Origin of the sequence: Streptomyces sp. NPDC001027 (assembly GCF_040299045.1) — a bacterium.
In the GTDB taxonomy this organism is placed as follows: domain Bacteria; phylum Actinomycetota; class Actinomycetes; order Streptomycetales; family Streptomycetaceae; genus Streptomyces.
On the sequence record NZ_JBEPBI010000054.1, the window covers coordinates 17,275 to 38,156 of the forward strand.

The window sequence follows — 20,882 nt, forward strand, 5'->3', positions numbered from 1 at the left end:
CACCCGACCACCCGAACCGACCGGACATCTGAGGGGCCCGGCGTCCAGGACGCCGGGCCCCTCAGATGCTGCGCCGTCTGCTGCCCTACCCGCTGCCGTACGTACCCGCCGCGCTGTCGCGCCTCGGGCGTCAGGACGCCGGGTTGCCTGTGGACACCGTCAGTTCGATCTCGGGCATGTTCTTCGGGTCGACGTCCGTCCCGGCGGAGGGGAACTGGTTCATGACCGCTCCGGCGCCGTACGTGTTCTCGTCGATTTTCGTGACCTTGATGTTCCAGCCGGCGGCCTGGAAGCACTCCTTGACCGAGCCGATGTACTTGAACTTGAAGTCCGGCATCCGGATCTTGTCGGGGTCGTTGTACGACTCCTGCGGCTCGGAGCACTCCGTCGCCTCGATGGTCTTGCTGGTGTCCGGTGCGCGGTAGCCCGCCGCCTTGGTCGCCGAGGGCGAGGCGCTGCTCCCGCCGCCCTTCCCGTCGTCGCCGTCCCCCTTCGTGGCGAGGCTGCCGATGAGGCCGCCGACCGCCACCACGGCGACCACCGCCGAGCAGATCAGCACCGCCCTGCTCCGGCGGGCGCTGCCGGGGGCCACAGCGGTCGACGCCTGCGGGCTCAGGTGGTACCCGGGCGGGGTGGGCGCCTGCTGGTGGCTGTACGCCGGCGCCGGCGTCTGGTAGCCGCCCTGCTGCGGGTAGCCGTAGGAGGGCGACGGCGTCGGGGCGCCGTACGGGTTCGGGTTCGGCGCGGGCTGGTAGGGCGTCTGGACGTTTCCCTGCGGCGCCGGGCCGCTCTGGCCGACCGGCGGGAACACCGCGGAGCCGACGCCCGCGCCGCTCGCCGTCTGCGCGCCGGGCACGATGCTCGGCGGGGCCGGCTGGAAGGAAGCGGCGACGCGCAGGCATTCGTCGCGCATGGCGACCGCGGTCGGAAAACGCTCGTTCGGGTTCTTCTTCAGCGCGCGGGCGACGAGCGCGTCGACGGCCGGCGGCAGCGCCCGGTTGATCGACGAAGGAGCCACCGGCTCCTCCTGCACATGCGCGTACGCGATCGCAAGCGGCGAATCCGCTTCGAACGGCAGCCTTCCGGTGACCAGTTGGAACAGCATGATGCCGACCGAGTAGAGGTCGGACCGGGCGTCCACGCCACGCCCCAGGGCCTGTTCGGGCGAGAGGTACTGCGGGGTGCCGACCACCATGCCGGTCTGCGTCATCGAGGTGACGCCGGACTGCATCGCGCGCGCGATGCCGAAGTCCATGACCTTGACCACGCCGCGCTTGGTCATCATCACGTTGCCCGGCTTGATGTCGCGGTGGACCAGCCCCATCTCGTGGCTGATCTCCAGCGCCGCCAGCACGTCCGCGGTGATCTTCAGCGCCTTGTCGGCGGGCATCGCGCCCTGCTGCCGCACGTCCTCGTCGAGCACCGAGCCGAGCGGGCGGCCCTCGACGTACTCCATGACGATGTACGGGGTCGTCAGCCCGTCGACCTCGTCCTCTCCGGTGTCGAAGACGGAGACGATGTTGGTGTGCGTGAGCTTGGCCACGGCCTGGGCCTCGCGGCGGAACCGCTCGCGGAAGGCCTGCTCACGGCCCAGCTCGGTGTGCAGGGTCTTGACGGCGACCTGTCGGTCGAGCACGGCGTCGTAGGCGAGGTGCACCGAGGCCATGCCGCCCTCGCCGAGCAGGTCGCGCAGCTGATAGCGGCCGGCGGCGAGCGCCCGCCCCGCGTACCGGCCTTGGCCGCCGTCGTGGCTCATCTTCTGCGTCCCCCGTAGGCCTTCGGCACCGTTGACTGCCGTTGATCCAAAGTGCTATTCCCGGCCAAGTCTGCCGCAGGGCACCGACACGTCAAGTTCGGTGCCCGTTCCGTGACCCTACGAGAAAGAAGCGTCGCGGAAGCGTTACAGCTGCCGTACGGCAGGCACACAGGATTTGCACGCCGGCACGGGATGCGGGTTGCATGACCGGTCCGTCCCGGACCCGCGCCCGGGCCCGGCCGGGACGTCATCATGGCGATCGTCCCGGACCGGAGGCTTGCGCGGAGGCTGTAGCGTGGCCGACGGAGACCGTGACAACACCGCGCGCACCGCGGGCAGAAACGACGGCGAGGACTGATGGCACAGCAGCGCGCTCAGGGCCCGTCCGACCCCGAGGCGACTGGCGGCGGTATGTCAGATGCGCCGGAGAACTGGGGCAACGGAGGGCTCGTCGGGGACGGCCGGTACCGGCTGACCCGCAGACTCGGCCGGGGCGGCATGGCCGAGGTGTTCGCAGCCGAGGACGTGCGTCTCGGGCGCACCGTCGCGGTCAAGCTGCTGCGCGCCGATCTGGCCGAGGACCCGGTGTCCAAGGCCCGCTTCACGCGTGAGGCCCAGTCGGTGGCCGGTCTCAACCACCACGCGATCGTCGCCGTGTACGACTCCGGCGAGGACTTCGTGGGCGGCCAGAGCGTGCCGTACATCGTGATGGAGATCGTCGAGGGACGCACCATCCGCGACCTGCTCCTCAACGCCGAGGCGCCCGGGCCCGAGCAGGCCCTGATCATCACCTCCGGCGTGCTCGAGGCGCTCGCCTACTCGCACCAGCACGGCATCGTGCACCGTGACATCAAGCCGGCGAACGTGATCATCACGCACAACGGCGCGGTCAAGGTGATGGACTTCGGCATCGCCCGCGCCCTGCACGGCGCGTCCACGACGATGACGCAGACCGGCATGGTGATGGGCACCCCGCAGTACCTCTCCCCGGAGCAGGCGCTCGGCAAGGCCGTCGACCACCGCTCCGACCTGTACGCGACGGGCTGTCTGCTGTACGAACTGCTCGCGCTGCGGCCCCCCTTCACCGGGGAGACGCCGCTGTCGGTGGTCTACCAGCACGTCCAGGACATCCCGGTGCCGCCGTCGCAGACCTCGGGCGGCGAGTGCCCGCCGGAACTCGACGGGCTCGTCATGCGCTCGCTGGCGAAGGACCCCGACGACCGTTTCCAGACGGCGGAGGAGATGCGCGGCCTGGTCCAGTACGGGCTGCAGATGCTGTACGACCAGGGCGGCCACACCGGGACCTGGAACACCGGGCCCGTGACCGTCGCCGACGGCCGCGGCACGCCCTCCGGCGGTTTCGCGAGCACCACCGTCCTGCCGCACGGCGCGGACGGCTCCCACACCTCGCAGATCCCGCAGCCGATCCTGCCCACCGGCTACGGCGGCGGTGACGACGGCGGCTTCGAGGGCCACGGCAACAAGGGCAGCGGCCGCGGCAAGCTGTGGATCCTCGCCGTCTTCGCGGTGATCGCCATCGCCGCGGGCGTCGCGCTCGCGCTCAACAACAAGGGCGGCGGCACGGGCGGCGGAGGGACCAGCACGTCGCCGTCCGTCTCGCCGTCAGCCTCGAACGCCTCTCCGAGCGCGGAGCCGAGCGACGAGGAGTCGGACACGTCCACGGGCGACAGCACGGACGACGGCACCGGGTCCAACGACAACCACAACTACTCGCCGTCGTACAAGCCGTCGCGCTCGCCGTCCTCCTCGCCGTCCCAGTCCGCCAGCGACGAGCCGACGGACGACGGGTCGCCCACTCCGTCGGACAAGCCGTCCGACCCGGATACCGACCCGAGCCCGCCGGCCTCGCCGGACCCGACGGGCGGCGCGGACCAGGGCACCACCACCCTCGGGGGCGCAGGCCTCCCCAACTGAGCGACCCGGGCCGCCCGCACCGTGTCGGCCATGCGCGCGTGGGCCCGTGAGAGGGCTCCACACGCGCGTGCTCGTCCGGTCGGCGGCGGTGGCCCTTGGGCGGCTCCGGGGCGGCCTCGTCGTCCCGGTCAGCCGGTGAACGCGCCGCGGACCGCGTCGTACTCCCGTGTCCACCAGACGGCCAGCGCGGACGCCGCAGGGAACTGCGGGTCCGCGCGCGTGTCGCCCCGCTCGTAGTGCCAGCGCAGCATCCAGAAGTCGTTGAGACGCTCCCACCAGACGCGGTGCACGGCCGCCGCGAGTTCGCAGGGCGCGGCGCCGGCCGCGCGCCGGTACGCGCGTGCGTACGTCCTCGCCTTCGGCAGGTCGAGCGTGCCGTCGGGCCGGACGAAGAAGATGGCGGCGGCGCGGACGGCCTCCTCCGCGCGGGGCTGCACGCCGAGCCGGTCCCAGTCGACGATGGCGGCGTGGGCGTCGCCGCGGTAGAGCAGGTTGAAGGGGTGGAAGTCCCCGTGCACCCAGCCGACCGGCCCCGAGTGCGGAGGCCGCCGGTCAGCGTGCCGTTCCAGCAGCGTGCGGCGCTCCAGCAGGCGGTGGCGGGCGAGCTCGTCGAAGGCGTCCGCGGGGCGTCGGCGGCGCACGCGCGCGAGGAGGTCGTCGATGAGGACGAAGGTGTCGGCGGGGTCCGCGCTCGGCTGGGCGGATGTCTGGGGACCGTGCGCCGGAGCGCGTTGCGCGCAGGGGGCGCGCTCGGTCTCGCGCGCCGTTGGCATCACGTGCTCCAGGCCGGCGTGCACCGCTCCCAGCAGCGCCCCCAGACGGCCGCACTGGCCGGCGGTGAGCTGGGTGCCGTGGCGGTGTCGGCCCTCGACCCAGGGGTGGAGGGCGTAGACGCGGCCGCCGACGACGGCGACGGTGCGGCCGTCGTGGGCGCGGAGCGGGGGAGCGACCGGGACGCCGAGGTCGGCCAGCCGCTCGGTGGCGCGGTGCTGACGGGCGACGGAGACGGGGTCGGCGGTGTCCGGGTCGAAATGGTGCTTGAGGAAATAGCGGCCGCGGGTGGTGCGCAGCCGGTATCCGCGATTGAGCAGGCCTTCGTCAACGGGTTCGCAGGCGAGCGCGGCACCGGCGGCGTACCGGCGGAGCAGAGCGCTCAAAGGGGGCGCGTGGGGCATGGAAGGGGGTACACAGGAGCGCGGCACGCGCCCGATGCTAGGGCACGGAGCGAGGCCGTGAGCTGGGCGTTGTCACAGACAGTCACGCTCAGTCGCCTCAGGTCAACAGGTGTCCACAGGTGGTCGCAGGCGATCGCGCCGGCCGCCTGCGGACGGCATCGGGCGGTGCCGGGCGGCCTCCCGAAGCGCCCGGCGGAGCCCGTACCCCCACCCGGTCTCACATACTGACTCTTCCCGTGGCCTGGGTGGCCGGGTTAACGTGCCGTTGCTCCGGCCTCCTGCAAGGCTGTGACCAGGCTCCTTCCCGACTTTGCCGATTTACTTGGAAATCCAAGCAAAAACGCAGGTCAGGAGGGGTTTCACAAGTATGTGGAGCACTGGGTAACGTGATGACTGCAGGGCGCTCGCCGGGGCACCTGTCACGCCTGTTCCGGCCGAGCGGCACCCACCCCGTGCACGGGTGTCGGAAACAGGTGAGCCGCTCCCCCAGGCTCCCAAAGAGCCGGGGGACCCCCAGCCACCCGGCAACCCCGGGGGCCGGAACGACGGAGGAGCACACGTGACCGTGGAGAGCACTGCCGCGCGCAAGCCGCGACGCAGCGCCGGAAGCAAGGCCGGCGACACCGGCTCCGGGCGCACCACTCGCGCCGCCGGTAAGAGCGCCGAGCCCGAGCTCGTGCAGCTGCTGACGCCGGAGGGCAAGCGGGTCAAGAACGCGAAGAACGCCGAGTTCGCCCAGTACGTCGCCGGCGTCACCCCCGAAGACCTCCGCGGCCTGTACCGCGACATGGTGCTCACCCGTCGCTTCGACGCCGAGGCCACCTCCCTGCAGCGGCAGGGCGAGCTCGGCCTGTGGGCCTCGCTGCTCGGCCAGGAGGCCGCCCAGATCGGCTCCGGCCGGGCCCTGCGCGACGACGACTACGTCTTCCCGACCTACCGCGAGCACGGCGTCGCCTGGTGCCGCGGCGTCGACCCGACCAACCTGCTCGGCATGTTCCGCGGAGTGAACAACGGCGGCTGGGACCCCAACGGCAACAACTTCCACCTCTACACCATCGTCATCGGCTCCCAGACGCTGCACGCGACCGGGTACGCGATGGGCGTCGCCATGGACGGCGCGGACAGCGCGGTGATCGCCTACTTCGGCGACGGCGCCTCCAGCCAGGGCGACGTGGCGGAGTCCTTCACCTTCTCCGCCGTCTACAACGCGCCCGTCGTGTTCTTCTGCCAGAACAACCAGTGGGCCATCTCCGAGCCCACCGAGAAGCAGACCCGCGTCCCCCTCTACCAGCGCGCGCAGGGCTACGGCTTCCCGGGCGTCCGCGTCGACGGCAACGACGTCCTCGCCTGCCTCGCGGTCACCCGGTGGGCGCTGGAGCGCGCCCGCAACGGCGAGGGCCCCACCCTCGTCGAGGCGTACACGTACCGCATGGGCGCGCACACCACCTCCGACGACCCCACCAAGTACCGGGCCGACGAGGAGCGCGAGTCCTGGGAGGCGAAGGACCCGATCCTGCGCCTGCGCCGCCACCTCGAGGCGTCAAACCACACGGACGAGGGATTCTTCGCGGAACTCGAGGCCGAGAGCGAGGCGTTGGGAAGGCGAGTGCGCGAAGCGGTCCGCGCCATGCCCGACCCGGACCACTTCGCCATCTTCGAGAACGTGTACGCGGACGGACATGCGCTCGTCGACGAGGAGCGGGCCCAGTTCGCCGCGTACCAGGAGTCCTTCGCGACGGAGTCCGACAGCGGCGTCGCCGCGGGTACGGGGGGAAACTGACATGGCGGACAGCGTGAGCACCAAGAACCTGGCCCTGGCCAAGGCGATCAACGAGTCGCTGCGCCGCGCCCTCGAGACGGACCCCAAGGTCCTCGTGATGGGCGAGGACGTCGGCAAGCTCGGCGGCGTCTTCCGCGTCACGGACGGCCTGCAGAAGGACTTCGGCGAGAGCCGCGTCATCGACACCCCGCTCGCCGAGTCGGGCATCGTCGGCACCGCGATCGGCATGGCCCTGCGCGGCTACCGCCCGGTCGTGGAGATCCAGTTCGACGGCTTCGTCTTCCCGGCCTACGACCAGATCGTCACCCAGCTCGCGAAGATGCACGCGCGCTCGCTGGGCAAGGTCAAGATGCCGGTCGTCGTCCGCATCCCCTACGGCGGCGGCATCGGCGCGGTCGAGCACCACTCGGAGTCCCCCGAGGCGCTCTTCGCCCATGTGTCGGGCCTGAAGATCGTCTCCCCGTCCAACGCCTCCGACGCGTACTGGATGATGCAGCAGGCCATCCAGAGCGACGACCCGGTGATCTTCTTCGAGCCGAAGCGGCGCTACTGGGACAAGGGCGAGGTCAACACCGAGGCGATCCCCGGCCCGCTGCACCGGGCCCAGGTCGTCCGCGAGGGCACGGACCTGACGCTGGTCGCCTACGGCCCGATGGTCAAGCTCTGCCAGGAGGTCGCCGCCGCGGCCGCCGAGGAGGGCAAGAACCTGGAGGTCCTGGACCTGCGCTCGGTCTCCCCGCTGGACTTCGACTCGATCCAGACGTCCGTGGAGAAGACCCGCCGCCTGGTCGTCGTTCACGAGGCGCCGGTGTTCTTCGGATCGGGCGCGGAGATCGCCGCCCGGATCACGGAGCGCTGCTTCTACCACCTGGAGGCCCCGATCCTGCGGGTCGGCGGCTATCACGCCCCGTACCCGCCGGCGCGCCTGGAGGAGGAGTACCTGCCTGGCCTGGACCGGGTGCTCGACGCCGTCGACCGTGCCCTGGCGTACTGAGGAGAGGGTCGTGACGACGATGACGGAAGCGTCCGTACGCGAGTTCAAGATGCCCGACGTGGGCGAGGGGCTCACCGAGGCCGAGATCCTCAAGTGGTACGTCCAGCCCGGCGACACGGTGACGGACGGCCAGGTGGTGTGCGAGGTCGAGACGGCCAAGGCCGCCGTCGAACTGCCCATCCCCTACGACGGGGTGGTGCGTGAGCTGCGCTTCCCCGAGGGCGCCACGGTCGACGTGGGCATGTCGATCATCGCGGTCGACGTGGCGGGCGGGTCCGGCGGCGCCGCAGCGCCCGCGGCCCCGGCCGCCGCCCAGGCCGCCGAGGTGCCGGCGCAGGCCGCCGCGCAGACGCCGGCCGCCCCGAAGCCGCCGCAGGCACAGCCGACGCCGAAGCCCGCCGGCGCAGGACGTCAGCCGGTGCTCGTCGGGTACGGCGTGGCGGCGTCGTCCACCAAGCGCCGTCCGCGCAAGGGCCCGGAGATCACGGTCGCACGGGTCCCGGACACGCTCCAGGCCGAGCTGAACGGCCACGGCACGGCGCCGGCCGTGAAGGAGCGGCCGCTGGCCAAGCCGCCGGTCCGCAAGCTCGCCAAGGACCTCGGCGTCGACCTCGCCACGGTGGTCCCGTCCGGCCCGGACGGCGTCATCACCCGCGAGGACGTCCACGCCGCGGCAGCACCGACGGTTCCCACGGCCCCGGCCGCACCGGCGACGGTCCCCGCCTTGCCGCAGACGCAGGCCCCGGTCACCGACACCGCCGCCTCCACCGCGCCGATCGCGGCGGCGTCCGCGCCCTCGTACGACGCGGCTCGGGAGACCCGGATCCCGGTCAAGGGCGTCCGCAAGGCGACGGCGGCGGCGATGGTCGGCTCGGCGTTCACCGCGCCGCACGTCACGGAGTTCGTGACGATCGACGTGACGCGCACGCTGAAGCTCGTCGAGGAGCTCAAGCAGGACAAGGACCTGCACGGCCTCAGGGTCAACCCGCTCCTGCTCATCGCCAAGGCGCTGCTGGTCGCGATCAGGCGCAACCCGGAGATCAACGCCGCGTGGGACGAGGCGGCGCAGGAGATCGTGGTCAAGCACTACGTCAACCTGGGCATCGCGGCCGCCACGCCGCGGGGGCTGCTGGTCCCCAACATCAAGGACGCCCACGCCAAGACCCTGCCGCAGCTGGCGGAGTCGCTGGGCGACCTGGTGTCGACGGCGCGGGAGGGGAAGACCTCCCCCGCCGCCATGCAGGGCGGCACGGTGACGATCACCAACGTCGGCGTCTTCGGCGTCGACACCGGCACCCCGATCCTGAATCCGGGCGAGTCCGCGATCCTCGCGGTCGGCGCGATCAAGCTCCAGCCGTGGGTCCACAAGGGCAAGGTGAAGCCCCGCCAGGTCACGACGCTGGCGCTCAGCTTCGACCACCGCCTGGTCGACGGCGAGCTGGGCTCCAAGGTGCTGGCCGACCTGGCGGCGATCCTGGAGCAGCCGAAGAAGCTGATCACCTGGGGCTGAGCGGCCGACAGCCCCGGCGCAGGCGGCCGCGCCCCGGACACCACACCCGGGGCGCGGCTCCCCGCGCGACAGGCCCCCGAGGGCGCCCAGAGAAAGCCGTCCTCAGGCCGGCACGTGCACCGTCTCCACCCGGCTCGCCACCAGCCGCTCCCGCTCCCGCCGTTGCGCCCGCCCGCGCAGCCGCAGGATCTGGCTGACGCCCACGGCCTGCAGCACGAAGACGAACGAGAAGGCGATGCGGTAGTCGTCGCCCGTCGCGTCCAGCAGCACGCCGACCGCGAAGAGCGTCGTCATCGAGGCCACGAAACCGCCCATGTTCGTGATGCCGGACGCGGTGCCCTGCCGCTCGGGCGGGTTCGCCGGGCGGGCGAAGTCGAAGCCGAGCATGGACGCGGGGCCGCACGCGCCGAGCACCGCGCAGAGCACGACGAGCAGCCACATCGGCGCCCGGCCGCCGGGGTAGGCCAGCGTGCTCGCCCACATCAGCGCCGTCGCGCCCACCGTGCCCAGGGCCAGCGGCAGTCGCGCCCCGTGATGACGGGCGACGACCTGCCCGTACACCAGGCCGACGACCATGTTGGACAGGACGACGAGGGTGAGGAGCTCGCCGGCCGTCGCCCGCGACAGACCCTGCGCCTGGACCAGGAACGGCAGGCCCCACAGCAGCAGGAACACCATCGCCGGGAACTGGGTGGTGAAGTGCACCCACAGGCCCAGCCGGGTGCCCGGCTCGCGCCAGGACGCGGCGATCTGCCGGCGCACGTACGCGGCGCCCCGGTGCGGGAAGGGCTCCGGCTCGTGGCCCTCGGGGTGGTCCTTGAGGAAGAGCAGCACGAGCACCAGGACCACCCCACCCGCCAGCGCGCTGCCCGCGAAGGCCGCCGTCCAGCCGACGCCGTGCAGGAGGCGGGCCAGCACCAGGGTGGAGACGAGGTTGCCCGCCATGCCCACCAGGCCGGCGAGCTGCGCGACCATCGGCCCGCGGCGCACCGGGAACCACCTGCTGCCCAGCCGCAGCACGCTGATGAACGTCATGGCGTCCCCGCAGCCGAGCAGCGCGCGCGAGGCGAGGGCCGTGCCGTAGGACGGGGAGAAGGCGAAGCCGAGCTGGCCGGCCGTGAACAGCACGGCGCCGATGGCCAGCACCTTCCTGGTGCCGAGCCGGTCGACGAGCAGCCCGACCGGTATCTGCATGCCCGCGTACACCAGGAGCTGGAGGATCGAGAAGGTGGACAGGGCCGAGGCGTTCACCTGGAAGCGGTCGGCGGCGTCGAGGCCGGCCACCCCGAGGGACGTGCGGAAGATGACGGCGACGAAGTAGACCGAGACGCCGATCCCCCAGACCGCCATCGCGCGTCGTCCACCGGGAGGGTCACCCGCAGGAGTGGAGTTCGGGCCGCGGGCCGCGGTGCTCATCGGACCTCCCCGCGGGCCAGGTGGGAGAACCAGCCGATGTGCCGGTGCACGATGCGGACGGCCGCGTCGGCGTCGCCGGAGCGCAGCGCCCACAGCAGCTCCTCGTGCTCGGCGAGGGACTTGGCGAGCCGGTCCGGGTGCGAGTGCAGCACGGCGACGCCCATCCGCAGCTGGCGGTCGCGCAGCTGGTCGTACAGCCGCGACAGGATCTCGTTGCCGCCGCTGCGGACGATCTCGGCGTGGAAACAGCGGTCCGTCACGGCGGCCGCGGCCAGGTCGCCCACCGCCGTCTGCTCCCGCTGCCTCTCGAGCAGTTCCTCCAGGCGCTCTATCAGTGCGGCCGGCGCGGGCACCGCCTTGCGCGCCGCGTGCTCCTCCACCAGCAGCCGGGTCTCCACCACGTCCGCGATCTCCTGTGCGGAGACCGGCAGGACCAGGGCGCCCTTCTTGGGATAGAGCTTGATCAGCCCCTCCACCTCCAGACGCAGCAGCGCCTCGCGCACAGGAGTGCGCGAGACGCCCACGGCCTCGGCGAGCTCTCCCTCGGTGAGAAGGGCGCCGCCCTGGTAACGGCGGTCCAGGACACCCTGTTTGACGTGGGCGTACACGCGGTCGGCGGCGGGCGGCTGCTTGACGGGAGCGGGGGCGGGGAGGGGGGCGGGCAGAGCGGTGGACTGCATGCCCACAGGATAGATACAACACGTACGCAACGGGGGGCGGGTCCAGGATGCGGACCTGCGGGCCCTGTTGCGAGACCGGATCACGGGGCCGGTGGGGAGGTCGGGCGGGGGTCGGTCGCGGTGTTCGGTCGGGGGCCCGGTCGGGGCGCCCGGGTAAGGAATGGATCAAGTAATCGGAAATTCTTCCCGGCGGGCGCACAACTTTGTGTGCTACTTACGTGTCACACATGTGCGGCCCATCTCTTTCCCCCTATGAACTTGGCCGCACCGCAGGGGCATTCGACGTAATCGGGGTATTTCAGTTGATAACCGCCATCAAGGGCATCCGAGTCCGCAGGGCCGCCGCCGTTGCCGTCACCGCCGGCGCAGTGCTCGCGACCGGAGCCCTCACCGCGGCGCCCGCGCAGGCTGTCGCCACGCCCACGATCGCCGCCAAGACCGGCTTCGTGATGAACAACGCGAACGGCGCCACGCTCTACAACAAGGGCATGGACACCAAGCTGTCCACCGGCTCCACCACGAAGATCATGACGGCCAACGTCGTGCTGTCGCAGACGAACCTGAACCTGGACGCCAAGGTCGTCATCCAGAAGGCGTACAGCGACTACATCGTCGCGAACACCGCGTCCTCCGCCCGCCTGATCGTGGGCGACAAGGTGACCGTCCGTCAGCTGCTCTACGGGCTGATGCTGCCGTCCGGCTGTGACGCCGCGTACGCGCTGGCCGACAAGTTCGGCACGGGCACGACGCGCGCCGCGCGCGTGAAGAGCTTCATCGCCAAGATGAACGCCAAGGCCAAGACGCTCGGCATGACGAGGACGCACTTCGACTCGTTCGACGGCATCGGCAGCGGCGCGAACTACTCGACCGCCAAGGACCTGACGAAGCTCGCCAGCAACTCGCTGCGGAACGGCAACTTCCGCGCGATCGTCAAGACCAAGTCGTACACCGCCAAGACGATCACCAAGACCGGCTCCGTCCGCACCATGGGCGCCTGGGTCAACACCAACACGCTGCTGAGCAGCTACAGCGGCGCCATCGGCGTGAAGACGGGCTCCGGCCCGGAGGCGAAGTACTGCCTCGTCTTCGCCGCCACCCGGGGCGGCAAGACCGTCGTGGGCACGGTGCTGGCGTCCACCAGCGTGACGGTGCGCGCCACCGACGCGACCAAGCTGCTGAACTACGGCTTCGCCCGGCTCGGCTGATCCCGGATCAGCCGCTGAGCCACGCAGAACGAAGAACGGGCCCGTCGTGACGATCACGACGGGCCCGTTCTCGTCGGGTCCCGCACCCGGCCGGCGCCGGCCGGCTACCTGGTGACCGCGAAGTTCCGCAGGATCGCCGCCGTCAGCTCCGGCTCGCCCTCCGCCTTCACCCGGTCGGCGACCGCGTCCGCCGTCACCCGGCCGCAGGCCAGACGGACGAACGTCTCCCAGTCGAGGGCGAACGAGGCGGCGGGGCCGAGCGCCGGCGCCGTCTCCAGGGTGCCGCGGCCCTGGATGTCGACGCGGATGGTGCGCAGGAACTCGATCGGGCCGTGCACGTCGAAGACGACCGCGGAACTGCGCGGGGCGTCGGCCTTCTCGGCGACGACCGCAGGGAGTTCGGCCAGCAGCGCGTCACGGGCGATGTGCGCGCCGGGCGAGTCGAGGTTGCCGGGGCGGCCGAGGGCGGTGCGCAGGTCCTGCTCGTGCACCCAGACGTTGAACGCGTGGAGCCGCATCGACTCCTCGAGCGGGAGCTCGGTGCCGAGCGGACCGCGCACCGTCGTGTGGGGCTGACGCGTCTCGTTGCGCAGCTGCCGGTTGCGGCGGATGACCGTGTACTCCAGCTCGGACGTCATCTCCGGCGCCGTGTGGTGGCGGCGCACGTCGACCTGCATCTCCATGTAGCGCTGGAGGTCGTTGGTGACGTGGAACAGGTCGCGCGGGAGGGTGTGGATGGGGCGCGGGTCGCCGTACATCTCGCAGTCCAACCCGATGACGTGCGACACGACGTCGCGGACCGACCAGCCCGGGCACGGCGTCCGGCGGTTCCAGTCCGCCTCGACCAGAGGCTGCACCAGCTCGGATATCGCTTCGATGGAGTGGGTCCAGGCGTCGGCGTAGGGCTGGAGGGTGGGATGCAGACTCACGGAAACGGGACCCCTCGGCGGTCGGTACTCGGGTGGGCTGTGGCGGCGTTGCCAGCGGGAGGTGGCGGGTGTCGGCAGTGTCGGCGGGTCTCTACGGAACGCTAAGTTACGCTGCTCTGAGGCACCCCGGCAGTGCTTTCGTGTGACGATCGTAGGCCCGTGTGGACTACTCGAATGCCAGGACGGTGGTAGTGTGCGCGCCTCTCTCCTCCAGATCGCCGCAGATGAGGACGAATCGGTCGAAGCGCGACGGTTGCGGGCCGCCGCGTTGGTAAGAGAACAGGCCGCCGCCGACCTCGTGGTGCTGCCCGAGCTGTGGACGATCGGCGCCTTCGCCTACGAGCGGTTCGCCGACGAGGCCGAGCCGTTGAAGGGGCCGACGTACGAGGCGATGGCCAAGGCGGCGAGCGACGCGGGCGTGTGGCTGCACGCGGGCTCGATCCCGGAACGGGCGCCGGCCGCGGGCGGCGTCACCGGAGACGAAGGGGACGAGGGGGAGCAAGGAGCCCTCTACAACACGTCGCTCGTCTTCTCTCCCTCCGGCGAGCTGGCCGCCGCCTACCGCAAGATCCACCGCTTCGGCTTCGACAAGGGCGAGGCCGTGCTGATGAGCGCGGGCGAGGAGCCGGTGACGGTCCGCCTCCCCGAGACGACCGTCGGCGTCGCCACCTGTTACGACCTCCGTTTCCCCGAGCTGTTCCGCACCCTCGTGGACGCCGGCGCCGAGACCTTCGTCCTCTCCGCGGGCTGGCCGGAGCGCCGGCGGGCGCACTGGACGCTGCTGGCCCGGGCGCGGGCGGTCGAGAACCAGGCGTTCGTCCTCGCATGCGGAACGGCCGGGACGCACGCCGGAGTTCCCCAGGCGGGTCACTCGATCGTGGTCGATCCGTGGGGCGAGGTGCTGGCCGAGGCGGGGCCCGGCGAGGAGGTCCTGACCGTCGAGTTCGACCCGGCCGCGGTCGCCACGACCCGTGAACTGTTCCCCGCCCTCAAGGACCGCGTCCTCGGCCTGCCGACCCCGCCCCGCCGCCCCGCCGACCGGCCGGCCGGCTGACCCGCCCCGTCGGCCGGCCGGCTGGTCGCGCACCCGCCGGCTGACCCGCCCCGTCGGCCGGACCTCAGTCGTCGTGCCGCTCCTTGTCCGCGAGGTGGATCACGCACACCGCCACCGCGATCAGCAGCGCCGGATCGGCGTCCTCGCGCACGACGTCGACGCCGTATGTCTCCCGCACGTGCAGCCAGCGGCGTGAGACGACGGCCAGGAGTTCGCCGTCGTACTCGACCGCGAACTCCCGGTCGAGGATCCTGCCGCTGACGTCGAGCTCGGTGCGGCCGTCCGCCAGAGCCACCCGGTAGTGGTTGCGCAGCAACGACAGCCGCTTGCGCCGGATGGTGGCCAGCGGCCCGCCGTCCCGCTCGATCACCATCGTGTCCCGCAGGGCGAACATCTTCCGGTGGATGTCGATCAGGACGCGGCCGCGGGTGTCCTTCAGCTCGAAGGTGTCCCGCAGCCGCATCGCCTTGCCGTCGACGAGATAGACCTTGTCGCCGCGGTCGTCCTCGATCCAGTAGTCGTCTCCGAGCCCGAGCAGCCGGTCACGCACGAGAAATCTCATACCGCCACCGCTTCCCCGGCCGGGCGCGACCTTCCCGGCCCGCGCGGAAAATGCCGCGCGGAATGACCCGACTGCGGCAGCGACCGGCGGAAAGGGGGCGGGGGCGGGACTGTCGGCGCCCGGTGGCACCCTTGAGGCATGACCGACTCCTCACCGGCCCCGGCCCCCCGTCGCGTCCGTGTCCGTGCCCCCGAGCTGATCGGCAAGGGCGGCTGGCTGAACACGGGCGGACAGCAGTACACCCTCGCCGACCTGCGTGGACGCATCGTCGTTCTGGATTTCTGGACGTTCTGCTGTGTGAACTGCCTGCATGTGCTGGACGAGTTGCGGGAGCTGGAGGAGAAGCACCGGGACACGGTGGTCGTGGTCGGCGTGCACTCGCCGAAGTTCGTGCACGAGGCCGAGCACCAGGCGGTCGTCGACGCCGTCGAGCGGTACGGCGTGGAGCATCCGGTGCTCGACGACCCCGAGCTGGCCACATGGAAGCAGTACGCGGTCCGCGCGTGGCCGACGCTCGTCGTGATCGACCCGGAGGGGTACGTCGTCGCGCAGCACGCCGGCGAGGGCCATGTGCACGCCATCGAGCGGCTGGTCGCGGAGCTGGAGGCCGAGCACGCGGCGAAGGGCACGCTGCGGCGCGGGGACGGGCCGTACGTGGCCCCGGAGCCCGAGCCGACCGCGCTGCGCTTCCCGGGCAAGGCTCTGGTGCTGCCCGGCGGGAACATCCTGGTCAGCGACACCACACGGCACCAGCTCGTGGAGCTCGCGGAGGACGGGGAGACGGTGGTGCGCCGGATCGGGTCCGGCGTGCGCGGCCTCGCCGACGGCACGGCGCAGACCTCCGCCTTCAACGAACCGCAGGGCCTCGCCCTGCTCGACGACGGGGCCGTGGTCGTCGCCGACACCGTCAACCACGCCCTGCGCCGGCTCGATCTGGACTCGGGGGCGGTGACGACCCTGGCCGGGACCGGCAGGCAGTGGTGGCAGGGGTCGCCGACGTCGGGCCCCGCGCGGGAGGTCGACCTCTCCTCGCCCTGGGACGTGGCGCTCTTCGACGGCCGGGTGTGGATCGCCATGGCCGGCGTGCACCAGCTGTGGGCGTACGACCCGGCCGACGGCACGGTGGGCGTCGTGGCGGGCACGACCAACGAGGGGCTCGTCGACGGACCGGGCGCCGAGGCCTGGTTCGCCCAGCCGTCGGGTCTCGCCGCCGCGCCCGGCGGGGAGCGGCTGTGGCTCGCCGACTCGGAGACGTCGGCGCTGCGCTGGGTCGACCGGGCGGGCGTCGTGCACACGGCCGTGGGCACCGGGCTGTTCGACTTCGGGCACCGCGACGGCGCGGCCGGGCAGGCGCTGCTCCAGCACCCGCTGGGCGTCACCGTCCTGCCCGACGGCTCGGTCGCCGTCAGCGACACCTACAACCACGCCCTGCGCCGCTACGACCCGGCGACGGGCGAGGTCAGCACGCTGGCGACGGACCTGAGGGAGCCCAGCGACGCCGTCCTGGTCGGCGAGGACATCGTGGTCGTCGAGTCGGCCAGGCACCGGCTGACCCGGCTGCGGCTGCCCGAGGAGGCCGTCACGGTGGACGCGGTGGCTCATCGCACCCGGCGCGCGGCCACCGAGGTCGCGCCGGGCCCGCTGCGGCTGGACGTGATCTTCCAGGCGCCGGCCGGTCAGAAGCTGGACACGCGCTACGGTCCGTCGACGCGGCTGCTGGTGTCCGCCACCCCGCCCGAGCTGCTGTTGAAGGGCGAGGGCGCGGGCACGGACCTGTCCCGCGCGCTGGAGCTCGATCCCGCGGTGCCCGAAGGGGTCCTGCACGTCTCCGCGATGGCGGCCTCGTGCGACGACGACCCGGCCAACGAGTACCCGGCCTGCCATGTCCACCAGCAGGACTGGGGTGTCCCGGTCCGCCTCACCGAGGGCGCGGCGGACCGGCTGCCGCTGGTCCTCGCCGGTCTGGACCCGCAGGCGTAAGCGCAGGCGCAGGCCTGACCGGCGGCGGCCCGGCCGGGGGCACGGCGGCCCCGGTCAGACGCCGTAGCCGTCGCTGTAGCCGTCGCCGTGGGGGCGCCGCTCGGTCTCGACCACCGTGGTCGAGGCGGGAGGCACCATCACGCGGCGGCGCCGGGCGATGCTGCTGAAGGTCGTCACGCCGATCAGACCGACGATCATCAGGATCACGCCGACCAGGTCGAGGTTGACGCCCTGCATGTCCCAGTCGGTCGCGAACGTGAGGATGGCTCCCACGGCGATGAGGATGATGCATCCGCCGAGGCCCATGGTGTTGCCTCCTGTCCGGTGTACCGGCCGTTCCGGTCACCACCGGAATCCGGGTACCCGGGCGGTCGACTGCCATGCGTCGCGGGGCTGTTCGCCGCCCGGGCCGTCACCCCTGCAGGAACGCCGTGAGCGCGTTGGCCAGCAGATACGGGTCGGCGTCGCCGCACAACTCCCGTGCGCTGTGCATCGACAGGATGGCCACGCCGATGTCGACGGTGCGGATGCCGTGCCGGGCCGCCGTGATGGGGCCGATGGTCGTGCCGCACGGCATGGAGTTGTTGGAGACGAAGTTCTGGAACGGCACGCCCGCCTTCTCGCAGGCCGCGGCGAACACCGCACGGCCGGTGCCGTCCGTCGCGTAGCGGTTGTTGACGTTGACCTTGAGGATCGGCCCGCCGTTGACCCGCGGGTGGTGCGTCGGGTCGTGCCGCTCCGCGTAGTTGGGGTGCACGGCGTGCCCGGTGTCGGAGGAGAGGCAGACGGTGCCCGCGAAGGCTCTCGCCCGGTCCTCGTACGAGCCTCCACGCGCGAAGACCGAACGTTCCAGCACGCTGCCGAGGAGCGGGCCGTCCGCGCCGGTGTCGGACTGCGAGCCGTTCTCCTCGTGGTCGAAGGCGGCCAGCACCGGGATGTACGGCGGCTCCGCGCCGCCCGTCGCCACGGCCGTCAGCGCCGCGACGCCCGCGTGCACGGACAGCAGGTTGTCCATGCGCGGGCCGGCCACCAGCTCCTGGTCGCGGCCCAGGTAGGCGGGCGGCTCCACGGAGTGCACCATCAGGTCCCAGCCGGTGACCTGACCCGGGGCCAGCCCGGCCTCCTCCTCCAGGAACGCGATCAGGTCGCCGTCGCGGACGTCGCCGCCGAGGCCCCAGACGGGCTGGAGGTGACGCTGCTTGTCGAGCTTGAGGCCGTCGGCGTTGACCGACCGGTCGAGGTGGATGGCGAGTTGGGGGACGCGCAGCAGCGGGCGGCCGACGTCGACGAGGCGCGTCGTGCCGTCCCGCAGGGTCAGCCGGCCCGCGAGGCCCAGGTCGCGGTCGAGCCAGGAGTTGAGCAGCGGGCCGCCGTAGATCTCCACGGCCACCTGCCGCCAGCCCTGCGCGCCGGTGTCGGGCAGCGGCTTGACGCGCAGGTTCGGGGAGTCGGTGTGCGCGCCGATGATCCGGAACGGCGTGTGCGGCGCCGCGCCCTCGGGCACGTACCAGGCCACGATCGCGCCCCCGCGCAGCACATACCGGCCGCCGCTGCCCGAGGCGGAGACGCCGTCCGTCTCGGCGTCCCAGGCGTCCGTCTCCGAGACCTGGCGGAATCCGGCCTTCTCGAGCCGCTCGGCCGCGTTCGCCACGGCGTGGTACGGCGACGGGCTCGCCGTCAGATACGTCATGAGGTCGTCGGTGTGGCCGCGGTCGAAGCGGGAGGGTTCGCTCATGGTGTTCACCTTAACGACGTACGAGGGCCCGCTCCCGGCGATGGGAGCGGGCCCTCGTGAGGACCGTGTGGAGTGCTGCGCGGTTGTCCCGGTGAGTCCTGGTGAGTCCGATTGCGTCCTCGGAGGGACCCGGAACGGCGGACCCGCAAGGGACGCGCGGGGGACTCGCGGCGGACTCTGGACGTGGTCTCGGAGGCGTCCGGAGCGTGCTCCGGAAGGCGTCTCTCCGCCACGGCCGGGAAGCGCGTCCCGGGGTGACCGGAACGCGTTCCCGGGGTCGGCCGGGAGGGGCGTCCTAGAAAGCGGCCTCGTCCAGCTCCATGAGGTCCAGCTCGACGCCGGCCGCGATCTTGCGGGCCAGGGTGACGCCTGGCAGGACGTTCGCCGCGAAGAACTTCGCCGCCGCGATCTTGCCGGTGTAGAACGGCCGGTCCTTGGCGGAGGCCGTCTCCAGCTTCTCGGCGGCGATCGCCGCGCCCTTGAGGAGCAGGTAGCCGACGATCACGTCGCCGGAGGCGAGCAGCAGGCGGGTGGTGTTCAGGCCCACCTTGTAGATGTTCTTGACGTCCTGCTCGGTGGCCGCGAGGTCGGTCAGCATCAGGCCGACGATGGCCTCCAGCTCGACGGCCGCCTTGGCCAGGTGCTCGCGGGCGCCGGCCAGGTCCTCGCCGCCGGTGCCGAGGGCGAGGAACTTCTTGATGTCCTCGGCGAGGGAGTTCAGGGCCGCGCCCTGGTTGCGGACGATCTTCCGGAAGAAGTAGTCCTGGCCCTGGATGGCGGTGGTGCCCTCGTAGAGGGTGTCGATCTTGGCGTCGCGGATGTACTGCTCGATCGGGTACTCCTGGAGGAACCCGGAGCCGCCGAAGATCTGCAGCGACTGGGCGAGCTGCTCGTAGCCCTTCTCGGAGCCGTAGCCCTTGACGATCGGCAGGAGCAGGTCGTTGAGGGCGTGCTCCGTCTTCGCGTCCTCGCCGTTGGCCTCCTTGACGGCGATCGCGTCCTGGATCGAGGCCGTGTAGAGGACGAGGGCGCGCATGCCCTCCGCGTACGCCTTCTGCGTGATCAGCGCGCGGCGCACGTCGGGGTGGTGGGTGATGGTGACCTTGGGCGCGGCCTTGTCCATGAAGTTCGCCAGGTCGGGGCCCTGGACGCGCTCCTTGGCGTACTCGAGCGCGTTGAGGTATCCGGTGGAGAGCGTGGAGATCGCCTTCGTGCCGACCATCATGCGGGCGAACTCGATGATGCGGAACATCTGGCGGATGCCGTCGTGCTTGTCGCCGATCAGCCAGCCCTTGGCGGGGTGGCGGTCGCCGAACGTCATCTCGCAGGTGTTGGAGGCCTTGAGGCCCATCTTGTGCTCGACGTTCGTGGCGTAGACGCCGTTGCGCTCGCCCAGCTCGCCGGTCTCGAAGTCGAAGAGCGTCTTCGGGACCATGAACAGGGACAGGCCCTTGGTGCCGGGACCGGCGCCCTCGGGGCGGGCCAGCACGTAGTGGATGATGTTCTCCGACATGTCGTGCTCGCCGGACGTGATGAAGCGCTTGACGCCCTCGATGTGCCAGGAGCCGTCCTCCTGCTGGACCGCCTTGGTGCGGCCCGCGCCCACGTCCGAGCCGGCGTCCGGCTCGGTGAGGACCATCGTGGAGCCCCACTGCCTGTCGACGGCGATCTGCGCGATCTTCTTCTGGACGTCGTTGCCCTCGTCGAAGAGGATGCCGGCGAAGGCCGGACCGGAGGAGTACATCCACACGGCCGGGTTCGCGCCGAGGATCAGCTCCGCGAAGCCCCAGATCAGGGACGGCGGGGCGGTGGTGCCGCCGATCTCCTCGGGCAGGCCGAGGCGCCAGTACTCGGAGTCCATGAAGGCCTGGTAGCTCTTCTTGAACGAGGCGGGGACCGGCGCGGTGTTGGTCTGCGGGTCGAAGACCGGCGGGTTGCGGTCGGCGTCCGCGAAGGACTCCGCCAGCTCGTTCTCCGAGAGGCGGGTCAGCTCCTCCAGGATGCTTTTCGCGGTCTCGGTGTCCATCTCCTCGAACGGGCCGGTGCCGTACAGCTTGTCGCGCCCGAGCACCTCGAAGAGGTTGAACTCGATGTCGCGAAGATTCGACTTGTAGTGCCCCATGGCGACGGCTCCCGGAATCCGTTGGAGAGATGGGCGAGGCACTGGATCC

Annotated in this window: 16 protein-coding genes; 7 read left to right on the top strand and 9 right to left on the bottom strand. The window is 71.6% G+C overall.

The annotated features are described in order from the left end of the window. Positions 1 to 130: 130 nt before the first annotated feature. Positions 131 to 1,756: a protein kinase domain-containing protein gene (locus ABT300_RS17510; RefSeq protein ID WP_351676251.1), complete on the bottom strand. Its 1,626-nt coding sequence runs from the start codon at positions 1,754 to 1,756 to the stop codon at positions 131 to 133. A 354-nt stretch (positions 1,757 to 2,110) separates the two neighbouring features. Here ABT300_RS17510 and ABT300_RS17515 point away from each other — a divergent pair, with 354 nt between their 5' ends. Continuing rightward, complete coding sequence (locus ABT300_RS17515; RefSeq protein ID WP_351676292.1) at positions 2,111 to 3,691, top strand: protein kinase domain-containing protein; 1,581 nt, start codon at positions 2,111 to 2,113, stop codon at positions 3,689 to 3,691. Between the two features lie 128 nt (positions 3,692 to 3,819). On the opposite strand, the gene ABT300_RS17520 is transcribed toward ABT300_RS17515, so the two are convergent. Continuing rightward, positions 3,820 to 4,866, bottom strand: a complete 1,047-nt coding sequence (locus ABT300_RS17520) for a phosphotransferase (protein WP_351676254.1) — start codon at positions 4,864 to 4,866, stop codon at positions 3,820 to 3,822. Between the two features lie 559 nt (positions 4,867 to 5,425). Between ABT300_RS17520 and pdhA the strand changes: the two genes are divergently transcribed. From pdhA to ABT300_RS17535, 3 genes are read left to right on the top strand one after another with little or no spacing between them, the layout of a single operon-like run. Beyond that, positions 5,426 to 6,646, top strand: coding sequence for a pyruvate dehydrogenase (acetyl-transferring) E1 component subunit alpha (gene pdhA, locus ABT300_RS17525; protein ID WP_319275976.1), 1,221 nt, complete (start codon positions 5,426 to 5,428; stop codon positions 6,644 to 6,646). A gap of 1 nt (position 6,647) precedes the next feature. Continuing rightward, positions 6,648 to 7,640 carry an alpha-ketoacid dehydrogenase subunit beta gene (locus ABT300_RS17530; RefSeq protein ID WP_351676256.1) on the top strand — a complete coding sequence of 331 codons (993 nt, stop codon included), beginning with the start codon at positions 6,648 to 6,650 and terminating at the stop codon, positions 7,638 to 7,640. 10 nt (positions 7,641 to 7,650) lie between these two features. Next, entirely contained in the window at positions 7,651 to 9,150 is a 1,500-nt protein-coding gene (locus ABT300_RS17535) for a dihydrolipoamide acetyltransferase family protein (protein ID WP_351676258.1), read from the top strand. Between the two features lie 102 nt (positions 9,151 to 9,252). Here ABT300_RS17535 and ABT300_RS17540 read toward each other — a convergent pair whose 3' ends face one another. Together ABT300_RS17540 and ABT300_RS17545 are read right to left on the bottom strand one after the other, a co-directional pair. Next, positions 9,253 to 10,500, bottom strand: coding sequence for an MFS transporter (locus ABT300_RS17540; RefSeq protein WP_502977954.1), 1,248 nt, complete (start codon positions 10,498 to 10,500; stop codon positions 9,253 to 9,255). 62 nt (positions 10,501 to 10,562) lie between these two features. Next, on the bottom strand, positions 10,563 to 11,246 hold the full coding sequence (locus tag ABT300_RS17545; protein ID WP_351676262.1) for a GntR family transcriptional regulator: 684 nt from the start codon (positions 11,244 to 11,246) through the stop codon (positions 10,563 to 10,565). A 302-nt stretch (positions 11,247 to 11,548) separates the two neighbouring features. Between ABT300_RS17545 and ABT300_RS17550 the strand changes: the two genes are divergently transcribed. After that, complete coding sequence (locus ABT300_RS17550) at positions 11,549 to 12,451, top strand: D-alanyl-D-alanine carboxypeptidase family protein (protein WP_351676264.1); 903 nt, start codon at positions 11,549 to 11,551, stop codon at positions 12,449 to 12,451. A 104-nt stretch (positions 12,452 to 12,555) separates the two neighbouring features. On the opposite strand, the gene ABT300_RS17555 is transcribed toward ABT300_RS17550, so the two are convergent. Beyond that, positions 12,556 to 13,380 (bottom strand): maleylpyruvate isomerase family mycothiol-dependent enzyme, encoded by an 825-nt coding sequence (locus ABT300_RS17555; protein WP_351676266.1) that lies wholly within the window; start codon positions 13,378 to 13,380, stop codon positions 12,556 to 12,558. A 193-nt stretch (positions 13,381 to 13,573) separates the two neighbouring features. On the opposite strand from ABT300_RS17555, the gene ABT300_RS17560 reads away from it, so the two are divergent. Beyond that, on the top strand, positions 13,574 to 14,434 hold the full coding sequence (locus tag ABT300_RS17560) for a carbon-nitrogen family hydrolase (protein ID WP_351676268.1): 861 nt from the start codon (positions 13,574 to 13,576) through the stop codon (positions 14,432 to 14,434). 64 nt (positions 14,435 to 14,498) lie between these two features. On the opposite strand, the gene ABT300_RS17565 is transcribed toward ABT300_RS17560, so the two are convergent. After that, positions 14,499 to 14,996 (bottom strand): LURP-one-related/scramblase family protein, encoded by a 498-nt coding sequence (locus ABT300_RS17565; protein WP_351676270.1) that lies wholly within the window; start codon positions 14,994 to 14,996, stop codon positions 14,499 to 14,501. 138 nt (positions 14,997 to 15,134) lie between these two features. Here ABT300_RS17565 and ABT300_RS17570 point away from each other — a divergent pair, with 138 nt between their 5' ends. Next, positions 15,135 to 16,976 (top strand): NHL domain-containing thioredoxin family protein, encoded by a 1,842-nt coding sequence (locus ABT300_RS17570; protein WP_351676272.1) that lies wholly within the window; start codon positions 15,135 to 15,137, stop codon positions 16,974 to 16,976. Positions 16,977 to 17,030: 54 nt separating this feature from the next. Here the strand turns inward: ABT300_RS17570 and ABT300_RS17575 are convergent, their stop codons facing one another. The 3 genes from ABT300_RS17575 to ABT300_RS17585 form a co-directional block, all read right to left on the bottom strand. Next, complete coding sequence (locus tag ABT300_RS17575; RefSeq protein WP_351676274.1) at positions 17,031 to 17,282, bottom strand: DUF6458 family protein; 252 nt, start codon at positions 17,280 to 17,282, stop codon at positions 17,031 to 17,033. A gap of 106 nt (positions 17,283 to 17,388) precedes the next feature. Beyond that, entirely contained in the window at positions 17,389 to 18,711 is a 1,323-nt protein-coding gene (locus tag ABT300_RS17580) for a M18 family aminopeptidase (RefSeq protein WP_351676277.1), read from the bottom strand. A gap of 295 nt (positions 18,712 to 19,006) precedes the next feature. Then, entirely contained in the window at positions 19,007 to 20,833 is a 1,827-nt protein-coding gene (locus ABT300_RS17585; protein WP_351676279.1) for an acyl-CoA dehydrogenase, read from the bottom strand. Positions 20,834 to 20,882: the final 49 nt, after the last annotated feature.